Source organism: Aeromonas aquatilis (assembly GCF_054052405.1).
Genome location: NZ_JBSTYP010000024.1, coordinates 1 through 19262, shown reverse-complemented (window position 1 = coordinate 19262; position 19262 = coordinate 1). Strand labels below are relative to the sequence as shown.

The 19262-nt window shown below is 50.7% G+C and carries 25 protein-coding genes; 16 read left to right on the top strand and 9 right to left on the bottom strand.

Annotation, left to right across the window (positions count from 1 at the left end; translation table 11 throughout):
- Positions 1–50 precede the first annotated feature (50 nt).
- Positions 51–296: a hypothetical protein gene (locus ACW5W8_RS11435; protein ID WP_498627976.1), complete on the bottom strand. Its 246-nt coding sequence runs from the start codon at positions 294–296 to the stop codon at positions 51–53.
- A 437-nt stretch (positions 297–733) separates the two neighbouring features.
- Positions 734–1354, bottom strand: coding sequence for a helix-turn-helix domain-containing protein (locus ACW5W8_RS11430; protein WP_498627975.1), 621 nt, complete (start codon positions 1352–1354; stop codon positions 734–736).
- 133 nt (positions 1355–1487) lie between these two features.
- On the opposite strand from ACW5W8_RS11430, the gene ACW5W8_RS11425 reads away from it, so the two are divergent.
- From ACW5W8_RS11425 to ACW5W8_RS11410, 4 genes are all read left to right on the top strand, one after another.
- A complete protein-coding gene (locus ACW5W8_RS11425) occupies positions 1488–1703 on the top strand; it encodes a Cro/CI family transcriptional regulator (protein ID WP_075115294.1) in 216 nt (71 codons plus the stop codon).
- 38 nt (positions 1704–1741) lie between these two features.
- The gene (locus ACW5W8_RS11420) at positions 1742–2140 is read left to right on the top strand and encodes a hypothetical protein (protein ID WP_498627974.1); all 399 of its coding nucleotides are present in this window, start codon (positions 1742–1744) and stop codon (positions 2138–2140) included.
- Positions 2141–2693: 553 nt separating this feature from the next.
- Positions 2694–3527 carry a replication protein gene (locus ACW5W8_RS11415; protein ID WP_498627973.1) on the top strand — a complete coding sequence of 278 codons (834 nt, stop codon included), beginning with the start codon at positions 2694–2696 and terminating at the stop codon, positions 3525–3527.
- The gene (locus ACW5W8_RS11410; protein ID WP_498627971.1) at positions 3517–4929 is read left to right on the top strand and encodes a replicative DNA helicase; all 1413 of its coding nucleotides are present in this window, start codon (positions 3517–3519) and stop codon (positions 4927–4929) included. Before ACW5W8_RS11415 ends, ACW5W8_RS11410 begins: the two co-directional genes overlap by 11 nt.
- Before the next feature lie 712 nt (positions 4930–5641).
- Here ACW5W8_RS11410 and ACW5W8_RS11405 read toward each other — a convergent pair.
- The 5 genes from ACW5W8_RS11405 to ACW5W8_RS11385 all read right to left on the bottom strand — a co-directional run bounded on the left by ACW5W8_RS11405 (position 5642) and on the right by ACW5W8_RS11385 (position 10024).
- On the bottom strand, positions 5642–6649 hold the full coding sequence (locus tag ACW5W8_RS11405) for a DUF4917 family protein (RefSeq protein ID WP_498627970.1): 1008 nt from the start codon (positions 6647–6649) through the stop codon (positions 5642–5644).
- A 107-nt stretch (positions 6650–6756) separates the two neighbouring features.
- Positions 6757–7311, bottom strand: a complete 555-nt coding sequence (locus tag ACW5W8_RS11400; RefSeq protein WP_498627968.1) for a hypothetical protein — start codon at positions 7309–7311, stop codon at positions 6757–6759.
- Between the two features lie 146 nt (positions 7312–7457).
- On the bottom strand, positions 7458–8036 hold the full coding sequence (locus ACW5W8_RS11395; RefSeq protein WP_498627966.1) for a hypothetical protein: 579 nt from the start codon (positions 8034–8036) through the stop codon (positions 7458–7460).
- 80 nt (positions 8037–8116) lie between these two features.
- The gene (locus tag ACW5W8_RS11390; RefSeq protein ID WP_498627965.1) at positions 8117–9079 is read right to left on the bottom strand and encodes a hypothetical protein; all 963 of its coding nucleotides are present in this window, start codon (positions 9077–9079) and stop codon (positions 8117–8119) included.
- Between the two features lie 141 nt (positions 9080–9220).
- Positions 9221–10024, bottom strand: a complete 804-nt coding sequence (locus ACW5W8_RS11385; RefSeq protein ID WP_498627962.1) for a hypothetical protein — start codon at positions 10022–10024, stop codon at positions 9221–9223.
- A 676-nt stretch (positions 10025–10700) separates the two neighbouring features.
- Between ACW5W8_RS11385 and ACW5W8_RS11380 the strand changes: the two genes are divergently transcribed.
- Entirely contained in the window at positions 10701–11069 is a 369-nt protein-coding gene (locus tag ACW5W8_RS11380) for a hypothetical protein (protein ID WP_498627961.1), read from the top strand.
- Between the two features lie 43 nt (positions 11070–11112).
- Here the strand turns inward: ACW5W8_RS11380 and ACW5W8_RS11375 are convergent, their stop codons facing one another.
- Entirely contained in the window at positions 11113–12222 is a 1110-nt protein-coding gene (locus ACW5W8_RS11375) for an HD-GYP domain-containing protein (RefSeq protein ID WP_498627960.1), read from the bottom strand.
- 263 nt (positions 12223–12485) lie between these two features.
- The gene (locus ACW5W8_RS11370) at positions 12486–12722 is read right to left on the bottom strand and encodes a hypothetical protein (RefSeq protein WP_498628050.1); all 237 of its coding nucleotides are present in this window, start codon (positions 12720–12722) and stop codon (positions 12486–12488) included.
- Positions 12723–12838: 116 nt separating this feature from the next.
- Between ACW5W8_RS11370 and ACW5W8_RS11365 the strand changes: the two genes are divergently transcribed.
- The 11 genes from ACW5W8_RS11365 (at position 12839) to ACW5W8_RS11315 (ending at position 19166) form a co-directional block, all read left to right on the top strand.
- Complete coding sequence (locus ACW5W8_RS11365; RefSeq protein ID WP_498627959.1) at positions 12839–13480, top strand: Rha family transcriptional regulator; 642 nt, start codon at positions 12839–12841, stop codon at positions 13478–13480.
- Positions 13477–13920 (top strand): recombination protein NinB, encoded by a 444-nt coding sequence (locus tag ACW5W8_RS11360; protein ID WP_498627958.1) that lies wholly within the window; start codon positions 13477–13479, stop codon positions 13918–13920. Before ACW5W8_RS11365 ends, ACW5W8_RS11360 begins: the two co-directional genes overlap by 4 nt.
- Complete coding sequence (locus ACW5W8_RS11355) at positions 13917–14234, top strand: Ref family recombination enhancement nuclease (protein WP_498627956.1); 318 nt, start codon at positions 13917–13919, stop codon at positions 14232–14234. The genes ACW5W8_RS11360 and ACW5W8_RS11355 overlap by 4 nt, the downstream gene beginning before the upstream one ends.
- Positions 14231–14656: a hypothetical protein gene (locus ACW5W8_RS11350; protein ID WP_498627955.1), complete on the top strand. Its 426-nt coding sequence runs from the start codon at positions 14231–14233 to the stop codon at positions 14654–14656. The genes ACW5W8_RS11355 and ACW5W8_RS11350 overlap by 4 nt, the downstream gene beginning before the upstream one ends.
- Complete coding sequence (locus tag ACW5W8_RS11345) at positions 14619–14957, top strand: BRO-N domain-containing protein (protein ID WP_498627954.1); 339 nt, start codon at positions 14619–14621, stop codon at positions 14955–14957. The genes ACW5W8_RS11350 and ACW5W8_RS11345 overlap by 38 nt, the downstream gene beginning before the upstream one ends.
- On the top strand, positions 14954–15730 hold the full coding sequence (locus tag ACW5W8_RS11340; protein ID WP_498627953.1) for a phage antirepressor KilAC domain-containing protein: 777 nt from the start codon (positions 14954–14956) through the stop codon (positions 15728–15730). The genes ACW5W8_RS11345 and ACW5W8_RS11340 overlap by 4 nt, the downstream gene beginning before the upstream one ends.
- Before the next feature lie 12 nt (positions 15731–15742).
- Entirely contained in the window at positions 15743–16441 is a 699-nt protein-coding gene (locus tag ACW5W8_RS11335; protein WP_498627952.1) for a TIGR02642 family protein, read from the top strand.
- A gap of 228 nt (positions 16442–16669) precedes the next feature.
- On the top strand, positions 16670–16996 hold the full coding sequence (locus tag ACW5W8_RS11330) for a helix-turn-helix transcriptional regulator (protein ID WP_498627950.1): 327 nt from the start codon (positions 16670–16672) through the stop codon (positions 16994–16996).
- Entirely contained in the window at positions 16990–18306 is a 1317-nt protein-coding gene (locus ACW5W8_RS11325) for a type II toxin-antitoxin system HipA family toxin (RefSeq protein WP_498627948.1), read from the top strand. The genes ACW5W8_RS11330 and ACW5W8_RS11325 overlap by 7 nt, the downstream gene beginning before the upstream one ends.
- Before the next feature lie 159 nt (positions 18307–18465).
- A complete protein-coding gene (locus tag ACW5W8_RS11320) occupies positions 18466–18675 on the top strand; it encodes a hypothetical protein (protein ID WP_498627946.1) in 210 nt (69 codons plus the stop codon).
- Positions 18675–19166 carry a lysozyme gene (locus ACW5W8_RS11315; protein WP_498627944.1) on the top strand — a complete coding sequence of 164 codons (492 nt, stop codon included), beginning with the start codon at positions 18675–18677 and terminating at the stop codon, positions 19164–19166. Before ACW5W8_RS11320 ends, ACW5W8_RS11315 begins: the two co-directional genes overlap by 1 nt.
- Positions 19167–19262 lie beyond the last annotated feature (96 nt).

Below are 19262 nucleotides of genomic sequence, written 5' to 3'. Positions count from 1 at the left end.
GAAAGAGGCTTTGGCTACGGCGCTATGAGGGAAGCGCCAGACCCGAGAAATCAGACCGCGTTGCGGCGGTAATCGATGCGCCAGTGGAGGAGGGCGCTGTGCCTGGTGAAGCTGGTGATGCGCTTCTGGGCGGCGCGGGCGGCAACAATGTGGTGTTGCTCTGCGGCCAGCATGGCCACATGGAGACGCTGCTTGATGGCGCAACGGCGAGCAGCATTGCCGTTCAGCTGATCGGCGATAGTCGCAATAATCTGGTCTGCACGTTTTGCAGCTCTGGATAACATGCTCTTGGCCATGGTACATTTACTCCTGTTGACGGGTTGGTCCTCGTTAACTCCTTCCGCGCTTTGGCGTGGTCGGGTCCTGTTGCCGGGGTTGGTCCCCTGGCACACCGACTGGGGGTTGGTCCCCTCGGTCCTTCGAAGCCCGCCTTGTGCGGGCTTTGTCGTTCTTACGCGCTGGTGAGGCGCATGCCCTGGTTAAAGGGCGGGTCCTGTTGCTGGTGGCCGATGATTCGTTTCAACCGGTTGAGCACTGAGGCAATGCTCATGCGGTTGATTGCTCAGTTGTTTGTTGTCAAGCTGCCGTTCTCTTAAGAGTACGATATGGGCATCGTAGTTCATAAAGAGCGAACAGGCAATATCGATCTCCAAAATAAACGATACTTTTTTGAACAACAAAAAACCCGCCTAGGCGGGTTCGTGTGAACTGGACTTGGAAAGTCAGTAGGCTGTTACTTGATCTCGCTACGTCTCAGTTCGGATAATTTACCTAAAACAGTAACCTCGTTAGAGGTTACTGTCCCAAGTCTTGGGTCATCAACACCATATACCCAGCCGTCAATGCCAGCCATCGCGCGTAACAAGCGAGCCTGGCCACTCTTGGCTAGTTGGATCAGCATTACGGCACCATCTTCAGGGGTCCGGTCAGCCAAATTGATAATGCATATGTCCCCTACGACTATCCCAGATTTTGACAGATGCTCATTGCTGGACTCGATAGCAATGCTATGACTCTGATTTTCGGCGACTACATACCTACCACTATCCATGTTAGGTAGCATTTCGGTAGCCAGATTTTCCACATCTGAAAGCGTCCAGACAGGAACTTTGTCAGAGTTAAACTGAATGTCGTTTAGTAAATCACCGCTACTTCGACCTGAGTAAAGCCAAATAGGGTCAACCTTTAGCACTCTTGCAATTGAAATCAGAGATGAAACGCGCATTTCACGATTCGGGTTATTGATCGTGTTGCTGATCACGCTCTTGGATAAGCCCGTGCGTCGTGCAAGTTCAGACATGCTGATGTTTAGATCCTGCAGCTTTTCTTCAAGGCGTTGCCCAAATGTTTTCATCAATAACCTCTTGTTCTCTTTAGAGACTAAATTGTAATTCCATGGTCGATCTCTTTGGGGGACGCTTGTGATTGACATCGTTCTCTGCGGGGGACACTATTTGGATCTATTTACCAATGACAGGACCCGACCAATGAAGAAACGTGAAGTGATTGAGCATTTCGGCAACATGGCCCGCGCCATGAAAGCGATTGGCATCTCCCGCAGCCTTGCCGTGAAGTGGGGTGATGTGATCCCGGCCCAGCATGCCGTCAGCTTTGTTATCGCCAGTAATGGTGAGCTGCGCCTGGGGCTGGACGATTATCCCCTGGACAAGGACCAAGACCATTCCGCTCAACAGGCCGCCTAACCACCGGCTTTTATGACCACACCAAAAGGACCTGACCAATGGGACGACCAGCACTGCCCGATCACGCAAAAATGGACTCTATTTCTCCACTACGCCTACGCGGCAACCCAGCACAACGCTGTGTGTGGCAAGAAGTCGGGGCCGAATTTGGCATGACTGAGACCGCCTTCGCGCGCACCTCACTTCTGATCTTGCTCAATTCCATATCGAAACATGAACCCCTGATCTTGGCGAGAGCCGTCAAACGGGCCAATCGGAGCCTTATCGAGCAGGGATTCCCTCCTGTAACCGTCGAAGAAATCCTGAACGGTACTGGCCTTCCTGAGCGGGGATTACTGGTCTTTTTACCCTCCGACGAGATCACCTATGACGAGGAGCGCCCCAAGAAGCCGCTCCAAAAGCTCGTTGGCCTGATCAATTTCATTCTTGGGAGATAACAACATGCCCACTTCTACCCGACCGCCACGTCCGGCATCAGAACGCGTCAACGAACGAGACAACATCGTGTTGAAAGCGGTTATGCATGAGCTGGCATTAGCAATTGATGAACCCTTGATCTCAACGGCCCAGGCTGCAGGGACTGACCGGCAGGCATTGCGCCTGGCGCGGGAGCTCCAGGCCCGCGCAGTTGAACGAGCAGAGGGACAACCTAGCGCGTAACCAATCTGCCCGGCTCACCACCGGGCAGCAAGACACACAGGATCCGACTATGACCAAATTCACTCTGGCCCGTGGGGGCCACCTCATGACCCTTGATCTCGAGCATTGCCCGCTTTATGGAAGTGGGCAGATCTCTGGCACCGGCGACCGTAACTGTGGATGCCTCGTCTGTGAGTACAGCGAGCAGGAGGTGGCTAATGGCTAATCCTTCATCCCCGTCAACATGGGAGCTCTATGAGCTCAGGAAGCTCGAGTTGCAGCGCCAGGGCCTTACCCAGCGCGAATACGAATTGGCTGTGCGCCGGTTAGCTGATGAACTGGAGGTCTGAGATGGCAGTCTTACTTCAATTCCCTGATGTTCGCGCCAAGGCAGAGCCTCGGGAGGTGCGTGTGGCAGACCTTGATGATGGATATACCCGTATTGCCAACGAGCTGTTCGAGGCACTTATCGGCGCTCCGATTACCCGTAATCAGGCCAAGGTCGCTTTTGCCGTTGTACGCAAAACCTATGGTTTCAACAAGTCCACGGACAGGATCAGTGATACCCAGATAGGGAAGATTGTCATGCTGCCTCGGCAGAAGGTGAACAAGGCGAAGAACGAGCTGATAGCGATGGGCGTGTTGATTTCTATCGGTCGGGAGATAGGAGTCAATCGGGTGATTTCTGACTGGAAAATAGAGTGTCACCAAAACGGTGATAGTGTCACCAATTTGGTGACAAAAACTGTCACCAAAACAGTGACAGGGGTGTCACCAAAACAGGGACACACAAAAGACACTATTCAAAAGACAGTAAAGACAACTACTGATGGGGCATCAGCTTGCGCTGAACCCCCAGCAGCAATCCCCGAAAAGCGAACAGTAAAAAACACGCCGTATCAGGCAATCCTGGATGCCTACCACGAAATACTCCCTGAGATGCCAGCCATCCGTGAGTTGACCGATTCGCGCAAAACCAAGATCCGCAACTTCTGGGGCAAGTTCAAATTCGATGACACGCGCTGGCGTGCTTACCTGACGTTCATCGCCACCAATTGCCGCTGGATGTGCGAGAGCCGCCCGCGCCGAGATGGAGGGTCAGCCTGGAAACCGAAGAACCTAGATTTTTTGGTGACAGAGCGCTGCTACCTGGGCGTGCGGGAGGGCCGATTCAATGACGAATGACGCCATTGGTTTTATCCCGCCCCACAACTTCGAGGCAGAGCAGTCTGTTCTTGGTGGCTTGATGTTGCGCAGCGATGCCTTCCACGACCTCGGCTTGTCGGATCGTGATTTTTACAGCCGGCCTCACCAGATTATTTTCAGTGCGATCTCCCAGCTGGTCACAGCCAGGCATCCGGTAGACCTCATGACCTTGCAAAACCGCATTGAGCAGGATGGACAGCTCGATGTGGCGGGTGGGGTTGCCTATCTGGTTGAGATCGTCAAGAACACCCCGAGCGCAGCCAATATTCAGGCTTATGGCTCGATAGTGCGCAGTACTGCAGAGCGGCGATTTGCTGTGGCCAAGTTGCATGACTGCATTGCCGCGATGATGGAGTCCGGATTCAGCACTGCCGATGAACGGTTTGCCACCATGGGGTCACTCCTGTCGGAAGTCGATGCCAAGCGCTCTGGTGGGGTTACCGGTCTTGCCATCCCTGCCAGTGAGATCGTGAAGGAGTGGTGTGATGAACTGGATCGCAGAGCGAGCCGACGCCCTGGGGAGATGACCGGCTATGCCACAGGGATAGCGTCACTCGATGAACTGCTTTACCCGAGTGGGATCAGCCCCACGGCGCTGGTGTGTATCGGTGCCAGGCCAAAAATGGGCAAGACCACGCTGATGGCGAGCCTGTGCAACCACACATCGTTGGTCAAAAAGCTGCCCGTCGTCGGGTTCTCGCTTGAGATGACGCGTGGAGAGTTGTTCGAGGTCATGGTATCGCAGGCGTCTGGCGTGTCAGGCCGAGACCTGAAGACGATGGATGATCAGTGCAAGATGGACAAGGCCTATGCCGTTGCTGCGGAACTTGGCTACTCCAAATTGCACATCGCAGATCTGCCAGGCTTGACCATTCATCAGGTTGTGCGAGAGAGCCGGCGTCTACGTCGCCAGTTTGGCCAGCTGGGCCTGATTGCAGTGGACTACCTGACGCTGATGACGGCAGAAAAAGCGGAACGAAACGACTTGGCGTATGGCGCCATCACCAAGGCACTCAAGATGCTCGCCAAGGAGATGGGCTGCCCAGTGGTGCTGCTCACACAGCTGAATCGAGGTCTGGAGCAGCGAGCGGATAAACGGCCGATGCCGAGCGATAGCCGTGATACTGGCCAGATAGAGCAAGACTGCGATGTGTGGATAGGGTGCTACCGGGATGAGGTCTATCACCAGGATTCGCCATATCGAGGGATGATGGAGTTGCTGGTACGCCTTAATCGGGCGGGCAAGAGCGGCACAGCTTACTGCCAGTTCCATGATGGGGTGATCTCGGATATCAATGCGGAGGAGGTCGCGCGTAAACACCATTTGGCGGAACTGGCTAAGGGCGATAGCAAACCACGCAAAGGCGGCTGGGATGGGTGAGATGGCGCGGATCCTCACCGACCGCCGCCAACGCGGCTACACCATCACAGGGAGGATATAGGGATGAGAATAACCCAAGACGAAATGATCCAAATCGCCATCGTGATGGAGTTCCACCTCGATTGGCTTGGACACGGAACCACAGACCTACCTGGGCTGCCAGATGGTTGGTGCTGGGTTGAAAAGGGGGATGGGGAGCAATTCTGGATGGATATTGGCTGCCCATGGCCTGATGCAGACGCGTCCAGCGTACACGAGAGATCTGACTGGGTTACCAAGCTGATGGTTGCTGAGCGAGCCTCTCTGCTCAGTTCAAATCGAGGCCTTCTGGAGGTGATGTGATGTGATGTGATGTTCAACCAAGATGTGCTCGCAGCAGTCAAGTCTGCGGAATTCTGCCGGGTGGTGATCTATCCGGCCTTTCGGGGATGGTGTGGGGAGCGGGTGCTGCTGGAAGTTGCAGACAAGATCGCCGTGCTGGGGTACACGGATTGCCAGCGCGGGGCAGGGCTCTGCTTCGGGGGGCCTGCTCAGGGAGTTCAATGCGCAGCAGATCCGCGAGGCGGTGCTGCAACTCGGTTCGCAGTCGATGTAACGCCTGGTTAAGGGGCTGGCAACGCATTACCACTAAACTCAAACACAGCAACCGTAACCACCGCGGCTCAATGGGACTGGAAACGCCACGCGTTGACAGTCCCTCTTGAAGCGTTTGTTATGCTACAGGTTCATTTAAGTCTGATGTGCCAAGCGGATGCGTCGTAGAATCAAAGAAGTATAAATCTTTACCTTGTAAGCATTGGGATAATCGAGATTTAAACGAAACAATTTCTGTGCTATTGAGAAGTGGCCAAACACTGATAGCAACACGAGATATTTCACTGTCGTTAATTGCATCAATTATATGTTGGTCGTAATCCTTATGTAGCGAGTGCCCCAATACAACTAAACCACCCTTAGTTTTGGTTAGTTTTTCAAAACAGAAGCGTAAATAATCGTTACGCTTAATTCTTGATAACTTCCTTTCAGAACTTCCCTCAGAAATGAATAGCGGGAATCGTTCAGGGTGAGCAAGATCAAATAGGTCAGTTAAACGTTCTAACCGATTAGCAGTTAGCTTTTGGATTTTTCCGTCACTGCGTTCAACCAAATGTATAGCTCCATGAAGATAGTGAAGCTTAGTTCTATCGGCAGGCACTTCTGTGTCTGAAACATCAAAACAATTTCCCTCTCCCCAGAAATAGTCTTTGAAGCGCCACAAATCTGAATCCATGACTGCCCAATATGGAATTAAATCATAATTTGTCGTGAATACATTTTTGTACGATCGTAACTGTCTATTTATTTCGGCCACATCCGCAACACCTGGTGCAATATGAGCGTAGTTAACAGCCGATCCGAGCGCATTTTTTGTGTTTTCATATAGACGTTGGATATTCTCTTTCTGAGGTTCACCAAGCTGCTCATCGACTAATTTTGCGTGATATAGAATCCGCAATACATCTTCAAAGTTTGAACTATTGAGGTGATCAAATAGCGCTAAGCCCTCGGTTTCAAGTTGAACATCAACACGGTCACTTTTGGCTAGGTCAAAGAGTGTTCCATAACCAAATCTTTCCCATATATTGATACTGAAGCCATTTCCTAAAAGTAAATTTTTCCAGCCAAGTTCGGAAAGTTCATCCCACTGTACTAAATTTTCATCAATCTTTAATTCAGCCAATTTAGCATCCTAATTTGATATGTAGCGCCCCAAGCAGAGGCTTATTTTGCGTTTTGGAGCGAAGCGACAGCAAAATAAGTCCTGCTGGCTTGGCTTGTTACATTTTTCTATTTTAAACCTATTGCCGTAACAACTGCTGCTATAGCAACACCAATTATTACTTTCCCCCAACCTGTATTATGCCAAGCTGGGTCATTATTGGTCGCGTTACTTATTACAACATCTATGCTTGCGGACTCACTCAATGTTTCTAGTCCTGCATCTTTTCGCATTTCACGTAGAGCTAGTTCTTTTTCGATTTCTGCTTTAAGTTCATAGAATTTAGATCTTAAAGCGCGATAATCAGTTATGAACAATGCGCAAATACCAAATACTACAGCCGGAGGAATAATGATTTTATAGAACGAAAGAATATCTCTGCCTTCAAATGGTATTGCCGGTATCGCTTCCCAAAGGCTACTTATGGGGAATACCCATGTTTTAGCGAATAGCCATTTAATACCTGAGTTTATGCCCTCGGCTAGCGGAAAACCGCTTCCATCTGTCCAAAAGTAAACTCCCTTAATACCTGTCATCAAAAAATACGAAATAGCTAAGAAAGCAACTACATAAGCCAATCTAGATCGATTTTTAGATTTTTTGAGTTTATCCGTAAATTTCAATCAAACCTCCTTATGTGGATAGAAATGTAACGCCCAATTAAGGGGTGAACAACGCCATTACCCAACCTAAAGCATTGTACCGTAAACACTAAAGTTGAAGTAGAAGCAAAAATGCCAAGCGTTGAGAATCCCTCTTAAATTGTTTGTTAGGGTAATTTACCCTCGTACTTCAAACCCGTAGCGTCTATTGAGTCAATTAAAAGGTTGTCCTCATAGATGTAGAGGTCGTCAAAATCCAAATTATCCAAGAAATGCTCGTGAAAAAAATGCACCATTAAAGGATCGATAACTTGGATACAAAAACGGAATACTAGATCATTGAAATCATCATCAGGTACAGCTAAATGCTGAATACGGTTTCGCTGTTCACCCATTTCTCTATAAACATCGAGATGCTTGATTTCATAACCAGTAGCAGCCCATAACAAATCCGGAAGCTTACTATATTGAACAGTTTTCGCTTTTGCCATCAACTGAGAAGTTGTAAGCCGTTCTTCGGTATTTTGAGATGGTTTCGGCAAATCCGTGAAGATTAACAGCGGATGCTCTTGAGCCATTGCCGACTTTATTAAAATCTCAGCAGCCTGAGCAACATGTAAGACACCCATCGATGACCAAAATGGATTCCTCATGCCAGTAAAAATCACATGCTCTATGCCGTGAGCCAATAGGTATTTTCCAAGGCCATACATGTGGCCTGATATTTTTCGCACTTCAACGTCCATACGACTTCCAACAATTACCCTAACGCTCGCGTAATAGGCGCGAGCTTGCGAGCGTCCTAATTGACGCGCTTGTTATAAGCTTAGCGAATGTGGCCAAGTTCTTTTTCTGGCGACCAAATAACGCCATTCCAAGTAATAGGGGAAATTTTCATACCTTCCTTTACACCACCATAGCGATTTTCTTCTCCGTCATGCACAGATAGGAACTCAGAGTATTTCTTAATAGTTAAATTAAATTCATCTTTAAGCCATTCATATTTACTTAAAACACCGCTGCTGCCACCATCAAAATTCAAATCCCAACCATAAACTTCCTTCCAACAACAAAATTTATCCAAGTTTTTCAGTTCAGGTCCAAAGCCAGAAACTCTCGAGTCATAAGCGTTTAGATGGTAAAGGATTCTGCTTTTTATTCTAAGCAAGAAATCTAGCCATGATGGAGTATATTGAGGGTGATAATTAAGTGGGAAATTTGCCAAATAGCTAACTGCATCTTTATCTTTAACTATTGCGTGATCGTTTAGCGGGAACACCCCCTTTCTTTCGGACAATTCTTCAAAGACGATATCATCAATGATAATCCGAGGATGTACGGCATTTTTAGACTCTAGCTCGTAAGCTCTTTGGTAAGCCGAACCAAAGAGCATTGGACCATGATGGTAAATTTTTCCATGTGTAATTGCCCCACGCATGAATATTCCATCACACGCAATGTCCGTCGAGAACTTTGTTAGCTTATTACAAAGAGCTTTAAATCCGTCAAATGTGCTTTCTGTGGAGATTATGACGCAGTCAGATATATAGCTGATACGCGGATCTCCCAACTCTTTCTCTAAGATGTAATCTTCTTTTTTCTCATAAATGGGCAAGTCATGCTGGCCATTAGACTCGACAGACTCTTCGTGCAAAAAGTTTAAAACTGACCTTACCCTTTTGAAATCGGAGCTTTCTTCTCCTTCATCTTCAATTTTGTAGATCAACTCTTTAAAACCTAGAATATCTAGGAAAGCTACAAAACGATTTTCATATCCTTCGATGTTCATCGATTCCTCATAGGCTTATAACGCCCGCTTAAGGGGCTGACAACGCTACTACCAACTTACCGCATAACACCGTAACCACCGAAATCAACGCACAGTAAAAATGCCACGTGTTGCGAATCACTCTTAAACAGGTTGTTAACACTACAATAGCGCAGTTAGCCCAGCGATAAACGGTGTAAAGACTGTAATATGAGCAGATACGTTTTGCATGAAATCTTTGTATGCGTTAGAAAAAGTACCCGTTTCATGGCTAGTTGCCAGCATGTTTACATTTTCTGTCAACATCTGGGCAGTTGTTTCATCAAGACCACTACCTTTGACACTCTCAAGCATTTCAGCAAAGATCGCTGGTTCGTTATATTGAGTGTGGGTAGTAGCTTGTGCAGTTGCACCGCTTGAATGAATGTTAATCGCAGAACCACTTACACCTGACACATTAATTGTTGAACTTACTTCTTTCACGATTTCGATCCCATTTTCTTTTTTATATAAATCACTTTCTTTGAGCATTTGAAGAGTAACCTTTACCGCTGATAACGAGCGCTCCTGATTACGAAACAGTTCGATCATCTGATTTACTGACCAAAGGTTCTCTCCATACTTATCACAAACACTTTTTGCTACATCGGGAACATTTGCGTCGTATGCACCATAAACCCAAGTACCCTCAAATTTATCAATGATTGACGTTAATGTAGGAAAGTCTGCATAAACTTCATTCGTATCTCCGATAGTCCAGGCCATAAACTGAGCCATATCTCGACCATTAGCATAGACCGCCTCGACCAAATGACGCTCGTTAAATGGAATTCGACAAATGAACCTAAAGTCCTCTTTGTTCTTCAAGTGGCTCCAATAACCAATATTCTTGGAAAATGCCTCTCCAATTGATAGCAACCTATGCATCAACGCTTCTACTTCAATTAAATCTTTTCTTACTTCCACAAAACTACCTTATTTGTAGTGTTAACAGTGATTAGATAGACGGCGGTACTAACACGTTAGTAGTGCCTTCCATCTAACTCCGCTCCGCCCTGATACAGGGAATCAATAATTATATTTTTAAATCAATCTATTACCTACTGGTCTCTGAAGCTGAACGTGTTCGCTTGACTTCCTCTTTTTGCTCCAGCATTACGACTGTGTATAACAACAGTGATGGGGCAAACGCATTGGCTACCGCCCCTAGGTTCCAGCCCCCAGATTGCTGCTTTTAACCGGTGATCTCATGGCTGATTGTGCCGCCATCGTCAGGTCCTGCGTGAGACATAGGAACCGGTTGAGGAGCATACCAATCGACACTCATAAAGTTGAGTGATTTCTCTGTGAAATGTGTGAGATTGGGCATGTCTTTGATATTAATCATCAATTGATTAATAAGGTGAAAGTTATCAATTAGGAATGTGGTGAAAGGACGGTACTTCGAAAGGGGAACTGGAGTCGCTACGGTAAGCAAAGTGCCTGGAACCGGCTATGCGCCGGTCTGTTTCAAGGAAGAGATAACGGGTGAGATGGTTAGCGAGTGGAGGGGTAGGCGGATGGTTGGGAAAGAGAGAAAAACTGCTATATAAGATATAGGTATCTTATTGGAACTTGAGCTGTGTGCTTTCGGGAGGCAAGGATGTCAACAGAAGAACTCTTTGAAGAGGCCGCAGCCTGGGCGCTGCAGAAAGGCCGGTTCATCACCAGCCTGCAGCTGTGTGACCAGTTCAATCTCTCGTTAGCTGCTGCAAGCAGGCTTCTCCGCAAGTTAATCACCCACCCCCGTATCACTGCTGAGTTCAAGCGGGAGAGGTGTATCATCAGCGATGGACAAGCAAAGACTATGCTTATGGTACGGATCATCCAGGTGGTCAAAGTGCCTCTCGGGCCACCCAAGCCGGTCAAGCTTTCCAAACCATCCAAACCCAAAGTCGTGGTGCTTCCTAAGCCAAAAGATGAGGTCGAAGTTGAGAAGCTGAGGGGGCTGGTAGCTAGAATGCCTCGATAATAGCGGGATCCGGTATTAGTCTGAGCAGCTTACTGTATTGGCCCTATCCAGCGCCCTCTGCCGAAGTGACCGCCTCGTCTTGATATTGCAGATAGATTGCGTGAAATTCAGCCTTGTTTTGCAGCGCAGCCGCGACACAGGCAGGATCAAGATGACTACCTGCATTTTCTTCCAGATAGGCAAACGCCGCATCAAACGACCAGGCACGTTTGTAGGGGCGTGCGCTGCTCAGGGCATCAAACACATCGGCCACCGTCACGATGCGTGCCTCCAGCGGAATGGCTTCCCCAGCTAATCCATCTGGATAACCTTTACCATCAAAACGCTCATGATGGTGGCAAATAATGTTCTTGATCATGTCTGTGTGAAGGAGGCCACTGAGGCCAAACTCGTTGAGCATTAGCGTGATCATCTCCCGTCCCTTGACGGGATGGATCATCATGATCTTGAACTCTTCCGGCGTTAGCTTGCCTGGTTTCAGCAAAATAGCGTCTGGCACCGCAAGCTTGCCAATATCGTGTAGCCCGGAGAAGCGGTAGATAAACTCCACCTGTTCATTGCTCAGCCCGTGGGTAGGAGCCACTGTCTTGGCGATCAGTTGGGAGTAAGCCGACATCCTGATCAGATGGTTGGCTGTCTCCTCATCCCGATAACGGCTGAACTCCAATGCGGTTTTCAGTGTGCCACTCAGGATCTGGATGGCCATAAACTCCTTTGCAATGATGCTCGACAGCGATTGGGCATAGGCCGACAGTTCGTTGCAGATTGGTTCATCAAAATAGTCAGTGTCCACCGCATTGCAAAATAGAAAACCGATCAGCTTGTTGTTGAACCACAGCGGTTCGGCATAACTGGAGTTACAACCCGCCTCCAGCAGCTTGCACTGGTAGTCCGAATCGGAGTCGTGCAACGCACTCAGGTTGTCGATCACTTTGGGCTGCTTGTTTGCTACAAGATATTGCAAGGAAGGCACATCGCTTAGCTTGGCTTCATATTGAAGCAGCGGGGAGCGCTCCTCACTGCTGTCGGTAAAGGTCTTGAGCTTATCGGTTTGCTGGTCATAAATTGCGACAGACACCCGGTTCACTTTGTCAAAGCGCTGTTTTAAATGGACATGCATAATCTGCATTTTTTTATCAAATGTGTTGTCCATTGCGCTCTCCGTGTAGACCCGCCATTGAAAGGCCATAATGAATCCAACTATGACGATAGCCATAATTAATGAGCAGATCAATACTCGATAGGTTGGTGGCCTGCGTCGTCGGGTTCGAGGCCAGCAGCCTTGCCTTAAAGCGTCATCATCGCCAAATCTGGCTTCATGTCAGCAAAGGGTAACTGGATTTGTTGTTGTTTTTTTTGCATATAAAAACGCCAGCTTTGCAGCTGGCGTTTTGTTCCGGGCAATTTCCGTATCGCTTACTTCAGGTCGAAGCGATCGTTGTTCATCACCTTAAGCCAGGCCTTGACGAAGTCGCGGACAAATTTTTCTTTGCCGTCGTTCTGGGCGTAGACCTCGGCATAAGCGCGCAGCACCGAGTTGGAGCCAAAGACCAGATCGACCCGGGCCAATATTGGAAGTGGTGAAAGACAGGCCGGTTGAAAGAGAGACGTAGGTGATATGCAGCTAAAGCGGTAGATAACCCGGGAGCCCATCAATGGTTTCCCTGATTTGTGAGTTGCTGCTGCGTGACATTGCTCAAAGTTTGGTCGTAACATGGTCATGCCGGAACTAGACCACCCGGCTGTTTATGACCTAAAGGACCCAGACCATGACCAAACCACATACCCGAGATCTATCCGCAGCACGCCCGTGCGGCAGTGCCTGTCTTTCTGCCCTGGAGGCTGAGCGCTTGATCCACAGCATCAAGTCTATCGCCCCTCGGTTCAGCCCCGAGCAGATCAAGCTATACCAGAAACTGGTGAGTGCCCAGGAAGGGGAGGTGTTTACTACCTCCCGCAAGGTGGCCGAGCTGTTTGGCAAGAGCCATAACAACGTTCTCCGGGCCATAGACAGACTTGAGTGCGATGACGCATTTGCAAAGCTCAATTATGAGTTTTGCTTTGAAAACAGTGAATTACAGAACGGAAAGCCATTGCGCTATGTGACTATGACAAAGGACGGCATGGTCTTCCTAGTCATGGGGTTCACGGGCAAGCAAGCCGCGCAGTTCAAACTGCTCTACATCCAGGCCTTTAATTGGGCGCTCGATCAGCTTTACGAGAAGCTGGAAGTGCAACATCTCCAGCACGACTTCACCAGACGCTCAGCCATCTCTGTATCCAAAGGCACTTTTCATGGGCAAGGCCTGGCCCGCCGTCGCATCGAGAAGCGGGCGCTGAGCCAAGAACAAGTCCAGCTCCAAGCCAGATCACAACTGACCCTTGAACTGACAGGGGAGGTTGCGGCATGAGCGCCTACCCCAAGTATTTCCTCCGCAGCCCCGAAATCCGGTCCCGCGCTTGCCAGTTGGTCGCTGGCCTGCCGGTTGACCAGGACAAGCCGCTGGTTATCGAAATCAAGGAGATGACCCGTTCCCTGGCTCAGAACGCCATGTTGTGGGCGGTACTGACCGATATCGCCGAGCAGGTGAACTGGCACGGCCGAAAGCTCGCCAAGGAGGACTGGAAGCACGTCCTAAGCGCAGCCCTGTACCAGCAGGACGTGGTGCCGAATATCGATGGCACCGGCTTCGTGGTGCTGGGCAAGTCCACCTCCAAGATGACGGTGCGTGAGATGCGCGACCTCATCGAGCTGGCCCAGGCCTTCGGCGCCCAGCAGGGCGTGAAGTTCGGGGATGAATCCCGCCGCGGCTTCGACTGGGTGGCGGCATATGGGAGGGCTGTGGCATGAGCAAGACCAAGGCTGATAAACAGTGGCTTGATGACGTTGCATCATTGGGTTGTGTGGCTTGCCGCAATGCTGGCATGGGGCCGAGCCCTGCGGAAATCCATCATGTGCGCTCTGGGTCTGGTATGGCCCAGCGTGCTGCGCACACCAGAGTGCTGCCATTGTGCTCCCGGCATCACCGTGCCTGCTACGCCACTGGCTTCCATGCCGCTCCCAAGAGCTGGCAGGCTGAGCACGGCAGCGAGGAGACCCTGCTTGCCCAAGTGGTTAGGGAAGTGGCCGAGCTGCGCAAGAACACCATCGGGAGGGCTGCATGATCCACCTCTCTTCCCTGGAGGCTGAGCGCTTGCTCGGGGGGAACCCCAAGGTCAAGAACGTTGCCCACCAGGTACGTAAGTCCCAGCAGGTGGCTACTTTGCACGATAGGGTGCTGGCCCAGCTGGTCGGCTTCCCCGACCCGGTTACCGAGTTGCTGTTCCATCCCAAGCGCAAGTGGCGGTTCGACTATGCCTGGGAAGAGCAGATGATCGCACTCGAGATCCACGGCGGGATCCACTCCGGTGGCCGGCACACCCGGGGGAGGGGGTTCGTAGAGGACCGTTGCAAGATGAACGAGGCCGCCCTGCTCGGGTGGACAGTTCTGGAGATTACCCCCGAACACATCAAGACCAGCCAGCTGCGTGCCTGGCTGCTGAAAGCATTTGACCAGACCAATAACCAACCAAGGACCCGACCATGACCAACATGAGTCGCGATTTGGAAGGGCATCAGCAGGGTATTCAGAATGTGAGTATCCCTTATGGAACTCAGAAAATAGCTACCCCGCCGAAACGACGGGTCAGGTTAGACACCTATCCGCAATCCCCGAGCGTGATGTCTATCGACTCATCATGCGCTCTAAGCTCGAGAGTGCTGAGCGCTTTGAGGTGTGGGTAGTGAGTGACGTACTACCCAGTATTCGCAAGAACGGCGGCTATATCGCTGGTCAGGAGCAAGATACGCCAGAGCTAATCAGTAACCAACCAAGGACCCGACCATGACCAACTTGATCAGTAAAGCCTTTGAAGGACACAACATCCGTATCGTCACCGATGAACAGGGTGAGCCCTGGTTTGTGGCTAGCGATATAGCGACGGTATTGGGATATGCCCAAACCAATAGCATGAACAAGCTGATTGATGAAGAAGACAAGGAGAAAAGGGTACTCCAAATTGGAGGAAACTATGTAAATCAATCTCTTATAAATGAGTCTGGTCTTTATCAAGCCATATTCAGCAGCACCAAGCCGGAGGCTAGAGTGTTTAAGCGCTGGGTGACAGTTGAGGTTATCCCGAGCATTCGCAAGAACGGCGGCTATATCGCCGGTCAGGAGCAAGATACGCCAGAGCTGATCATCGCCAAGGCGCTGATGGTGGCGCAGTCAGTGATAGACAGAAAAACCATGGAGCTGCAGAGAGCTCAAGAACAAATCGCTATCCAAGCACCGAAGGCTGACTTTGCCGATCGGGTGGCCGGTGCCGATAAGGGCGTCCTTCTCGGTAACTTTGCCAAAACCGTGGGGATTGGTCCCAAGAAGATATTCGTCATTTTGCATGAGCTGAAGATCCTGATGAAGGGGGGACGTCGTCACAATCTGCCTTTTCAGCAGTATCTCGAGCAGGGTTACTTCGAGGTCATCGAAAAGCCATACGATGCCCATGGTGAAACTCGTCTCGCTTTTTCGCCCACGATCACCGGCAAAGGGCAGCAATGGTTGGCGCAAAAGCTGATCACAACCGGTCATTTGAGCGCTGGCATTGGCTTCGGATCCTGAGGAGGACTGAGTATGAGCAAATCACTGGAAATGGCACTGCGCCTGTTTTCACCGAAAGGGGCTCTTCACGAGCCCACATATAGCAATGCCGGTTGCATCGGGCGGGATGAGTTCATCGGTGCCCTGCAGATGGCGGCCAAGGACAATCCCCTGGGCCTGCAGTATCTGATGGCCGATCACCTGGTAGACCAGCAAGCCATTGAAGGGTTGCTGGCCCACTTCGGTTGCGCGCTGGGGAATGGAGAGGCCGGGGGAATGGCGCTGGCTATCCTGCTGCGCCGCCCACTGCCAGAGCAGTTGGACCGGCTGGTGTTGTCCCACCCACACTATGACAAGGAGCGCCGCCGGGCTGCCGTGGTGATGGAGAAGGCCAAGCGTGCCCACCGGGCTGGCAATGACCACGAATACCAGCGCCTGCTGGCCGAGCGTAACGGGATCCTGTCTCTCGCCCATGACACCTGTGTCGCCGAGATGCTGCAGTCCGGCCGGTGCCCGCACTGTAAGGGGACCGGGATCCGCCCCCGCATGGGCGATGAGTGCCCCAAGTGCCACGGTACCGGGCGAGTAGTGCCGGATATGGATCTGGTATCGCGCCGGTTCGGGCGGGAGATGCGGATAGAGTTGGAACGGGTAGTTGATGAAGTGATCCACCAAGCCTCTGACCTGGCCAGGATCATGGACCGGCAGGTGAGGGAGATGCGGGTGGGATAAATCAGGCTGCAGGTGGCTGCCAATGCTCAGTTTTACGTTGTTAGGGTTAGTAAACCCAATGTGGCGTTAAAGTTCATTTATCTGCACATTAATGTCGTAAATCCTAGTTAATGTGCCAATACTGGGTCATTAGCCGGTAAGGCCTAATCGCTTTGCGTCTGGCAAGGCGCTATATTTGGGACATTATAGGTTTAAACCCCATTTAATGTGACATTTTAGGGATTTTGCATGATTATCGATATGTCGCCTTCTGCCATTACAGAAGAGCTTGGCGGGCGTTTGAAGCAAGCTCGGTTGAACTGCGATCTGACACAATCCGAGGTGGCAAGCCTGGCTGGGGTGTCACGAAAAGCGGTGTTAAACGCTGAAAAAGGGATGGCGCAATTAGAGACCTTCGTTGCGATCATGATCGCCCTGGATCTGACAGCCCAGCTGGATCTCTTTCTGCCAAAGCAGATCATATCGCCATTGCAACTGGCCAAGCTGCAGGGAAAAAAGCGTGAAAGAGCATCAAGGCAGCGCACTGTAAAGGCAGAGGATAAATCAGAATGGTAATGGAAGTCGTCAAAGTCAGATTTCAAGGCCATGATGTTGGCGCGGTGAGCTTTGACCCTGCAAAAGGGGTGGGTGCCTTTGAATACGATCCTGACTTCATCAAAACAGGGATCGAGCTATCCCCTTTGAAGATGCCATTGTCGAAAAAAATCTTCAGTTTTCCCGAGCTTGATTTTCATACGTTCAAAGGATTGCCGGGTCTGATTGCCGACTCTCTGCCTGATGACTTCGGTAATGCGGTACTCAATGCCTGGGTTGCAGCCCAAGGTCAGTCTCCCGATATGATCACCCCCTTGCAGCGACTCCAGTACACCGGTACACGAGGTATGGGGGCCCTTGAATATGCGCCAGCCACGAGAGTGAAAAAGCTCAATGCCTCAACCGAGATCGAAATCAAATCCCTTGTTTTGATTGCACAAGAGATCCTCGATTCGCGTGGAAACTTTGCTGTAGAACTGAACAGAGACGGGCAGGATGATCGGGAAGCGATGATGGCCTTGCTGTCAGTCGGGATGAGTGCCGGTGGTGCGAGACCGAAAGCCGTTCTTGCATTCAACGATGATTTTTCCCAAGTGCGATCCGGTCAGGCAACAATCCCAAAGGGCTTTACCCACTACCTGATGAAATTCGATGGGGTGAGTGAACATAACAAGAATAGTGAGACGTTTGGAGACCCCCTTGGCTTTGGTGCAATGGAGTATGTCTATTACCTGATGGCCAAATCTTGCGGCATTAACATGATGCCATGCAAATTGTTGAACGAAGGCCATCGACGGCATTTCATCACGCAACGGTTTGACCGTTCAGGCAATGATAAGATCCATGTTCAAACGCTCAATGGCTTGGCACACGTTGATTACAAGAAACCGGGCTCATACTCTTATGAGGAGCTGTTTGGTATTGCACGGAAGCTGCGCCTGCCAGCCATTGAGGCTGAAGAAATCTTGCGCCGAATGGTCTTTAATATCATTGCCAGAAATCATGATGATCACGCGAAGAACTTTGCCTTCCTCCTGAACGGGAAGCAGTGGGCGTTAGCGCCAGCCTATGATTTGGCATACAGCTACAAGCCTGGCAGCAAGTGGGTAAACAGCCATTGGATGACCCTGAATGGGAAGAGGGATGCGTTTACCAGAGAGGATTTCTGGGGCTTGGAGAGGATCAGCCCGCTGTTCAATCGCAGTAAAATCATCAATGTCATTGATGAAACTATTGAGAACGTATCGAGATGGCAAGACCTCGCTCAGCAGTCGCAGGTTCCACAATCCCTCATTGAGGAAATCGGTTCAAATTTGCGGTTGCATATCTGAGGACTGCCATCCAACCGATGCCGACATCGTGCTCAGTGATTGAATCCCCGCCGCACCAGCGTTAGTATCTATCAAAGATGGCCAGAGTCCCCGTGACCCTGGCCTTTTTTATTTCTGGCCCGCCTCGTGCGGGCTTTGTCGTTTCTGGGGGGAGGGCGCATGGCCAAAGAGGAAGGGTTCGCGACGGCTGCCGCTGCTGCAGGGGTAGCCAAGACGGCGCCGCCTGTCGTGGTGTCAGGCATGACATTGGCAGGGTACTCGGTCAATGACTGGGTACTGGTTGCTACGCTGATGTGGATTGCCGTCCAGATGGGATGGTTCTTGTGGCAAAACATCATCCGACCCCGGTGTCGGCAGGATGGTGAGTGATGAGCAAGGTCCGCATCGCAATCGCAGCGCTCACGCTGAGTGCCGCTGGCTTTGTGGGGATCCTGAATCGCGAGGGGTATGAGCCGGTGGCTTACCCCGATCCGGTACATGGCACCAAACTCCCCACCATCGGATTCGGCAGCACCGAGGGGGTAAAGATGGGTGACACCACCACGCCCGTCGCGGCGGTGAACCGGAGCCTGCGGGAGGTGCGAGCGTTCGAAAACGCCCTCAAGGCCTGTATCAATGTTCCCCTCCATCAGTATGAGTATGATGCCTATGTCGAGCTCTCCCACAACATCGGTCCCAGGGCGTTCTGCCGTTCTACTATCGTAACGCGCCTGAACGTTGGCGATTACTCGGGAGCCTGTGAGGCCATCTTGTTGTTCAAGAGATCTGGAAAGCAGGACTGCTCTTCGCCGGGTAACCGGGTCTGCGCTGGATTGTGGAAAGACCGGCTGCGCCTCAATGCTAAGTGCAAGGGGGAGTGATGGACCTGTTCCCGCAAAGCAGAGCGCTGCCATTTCTGGCCGGTGCTTTGCTGATTGCTGTATTGGCCGGTGGCGGAATCGCGCTGTACCAGTCAG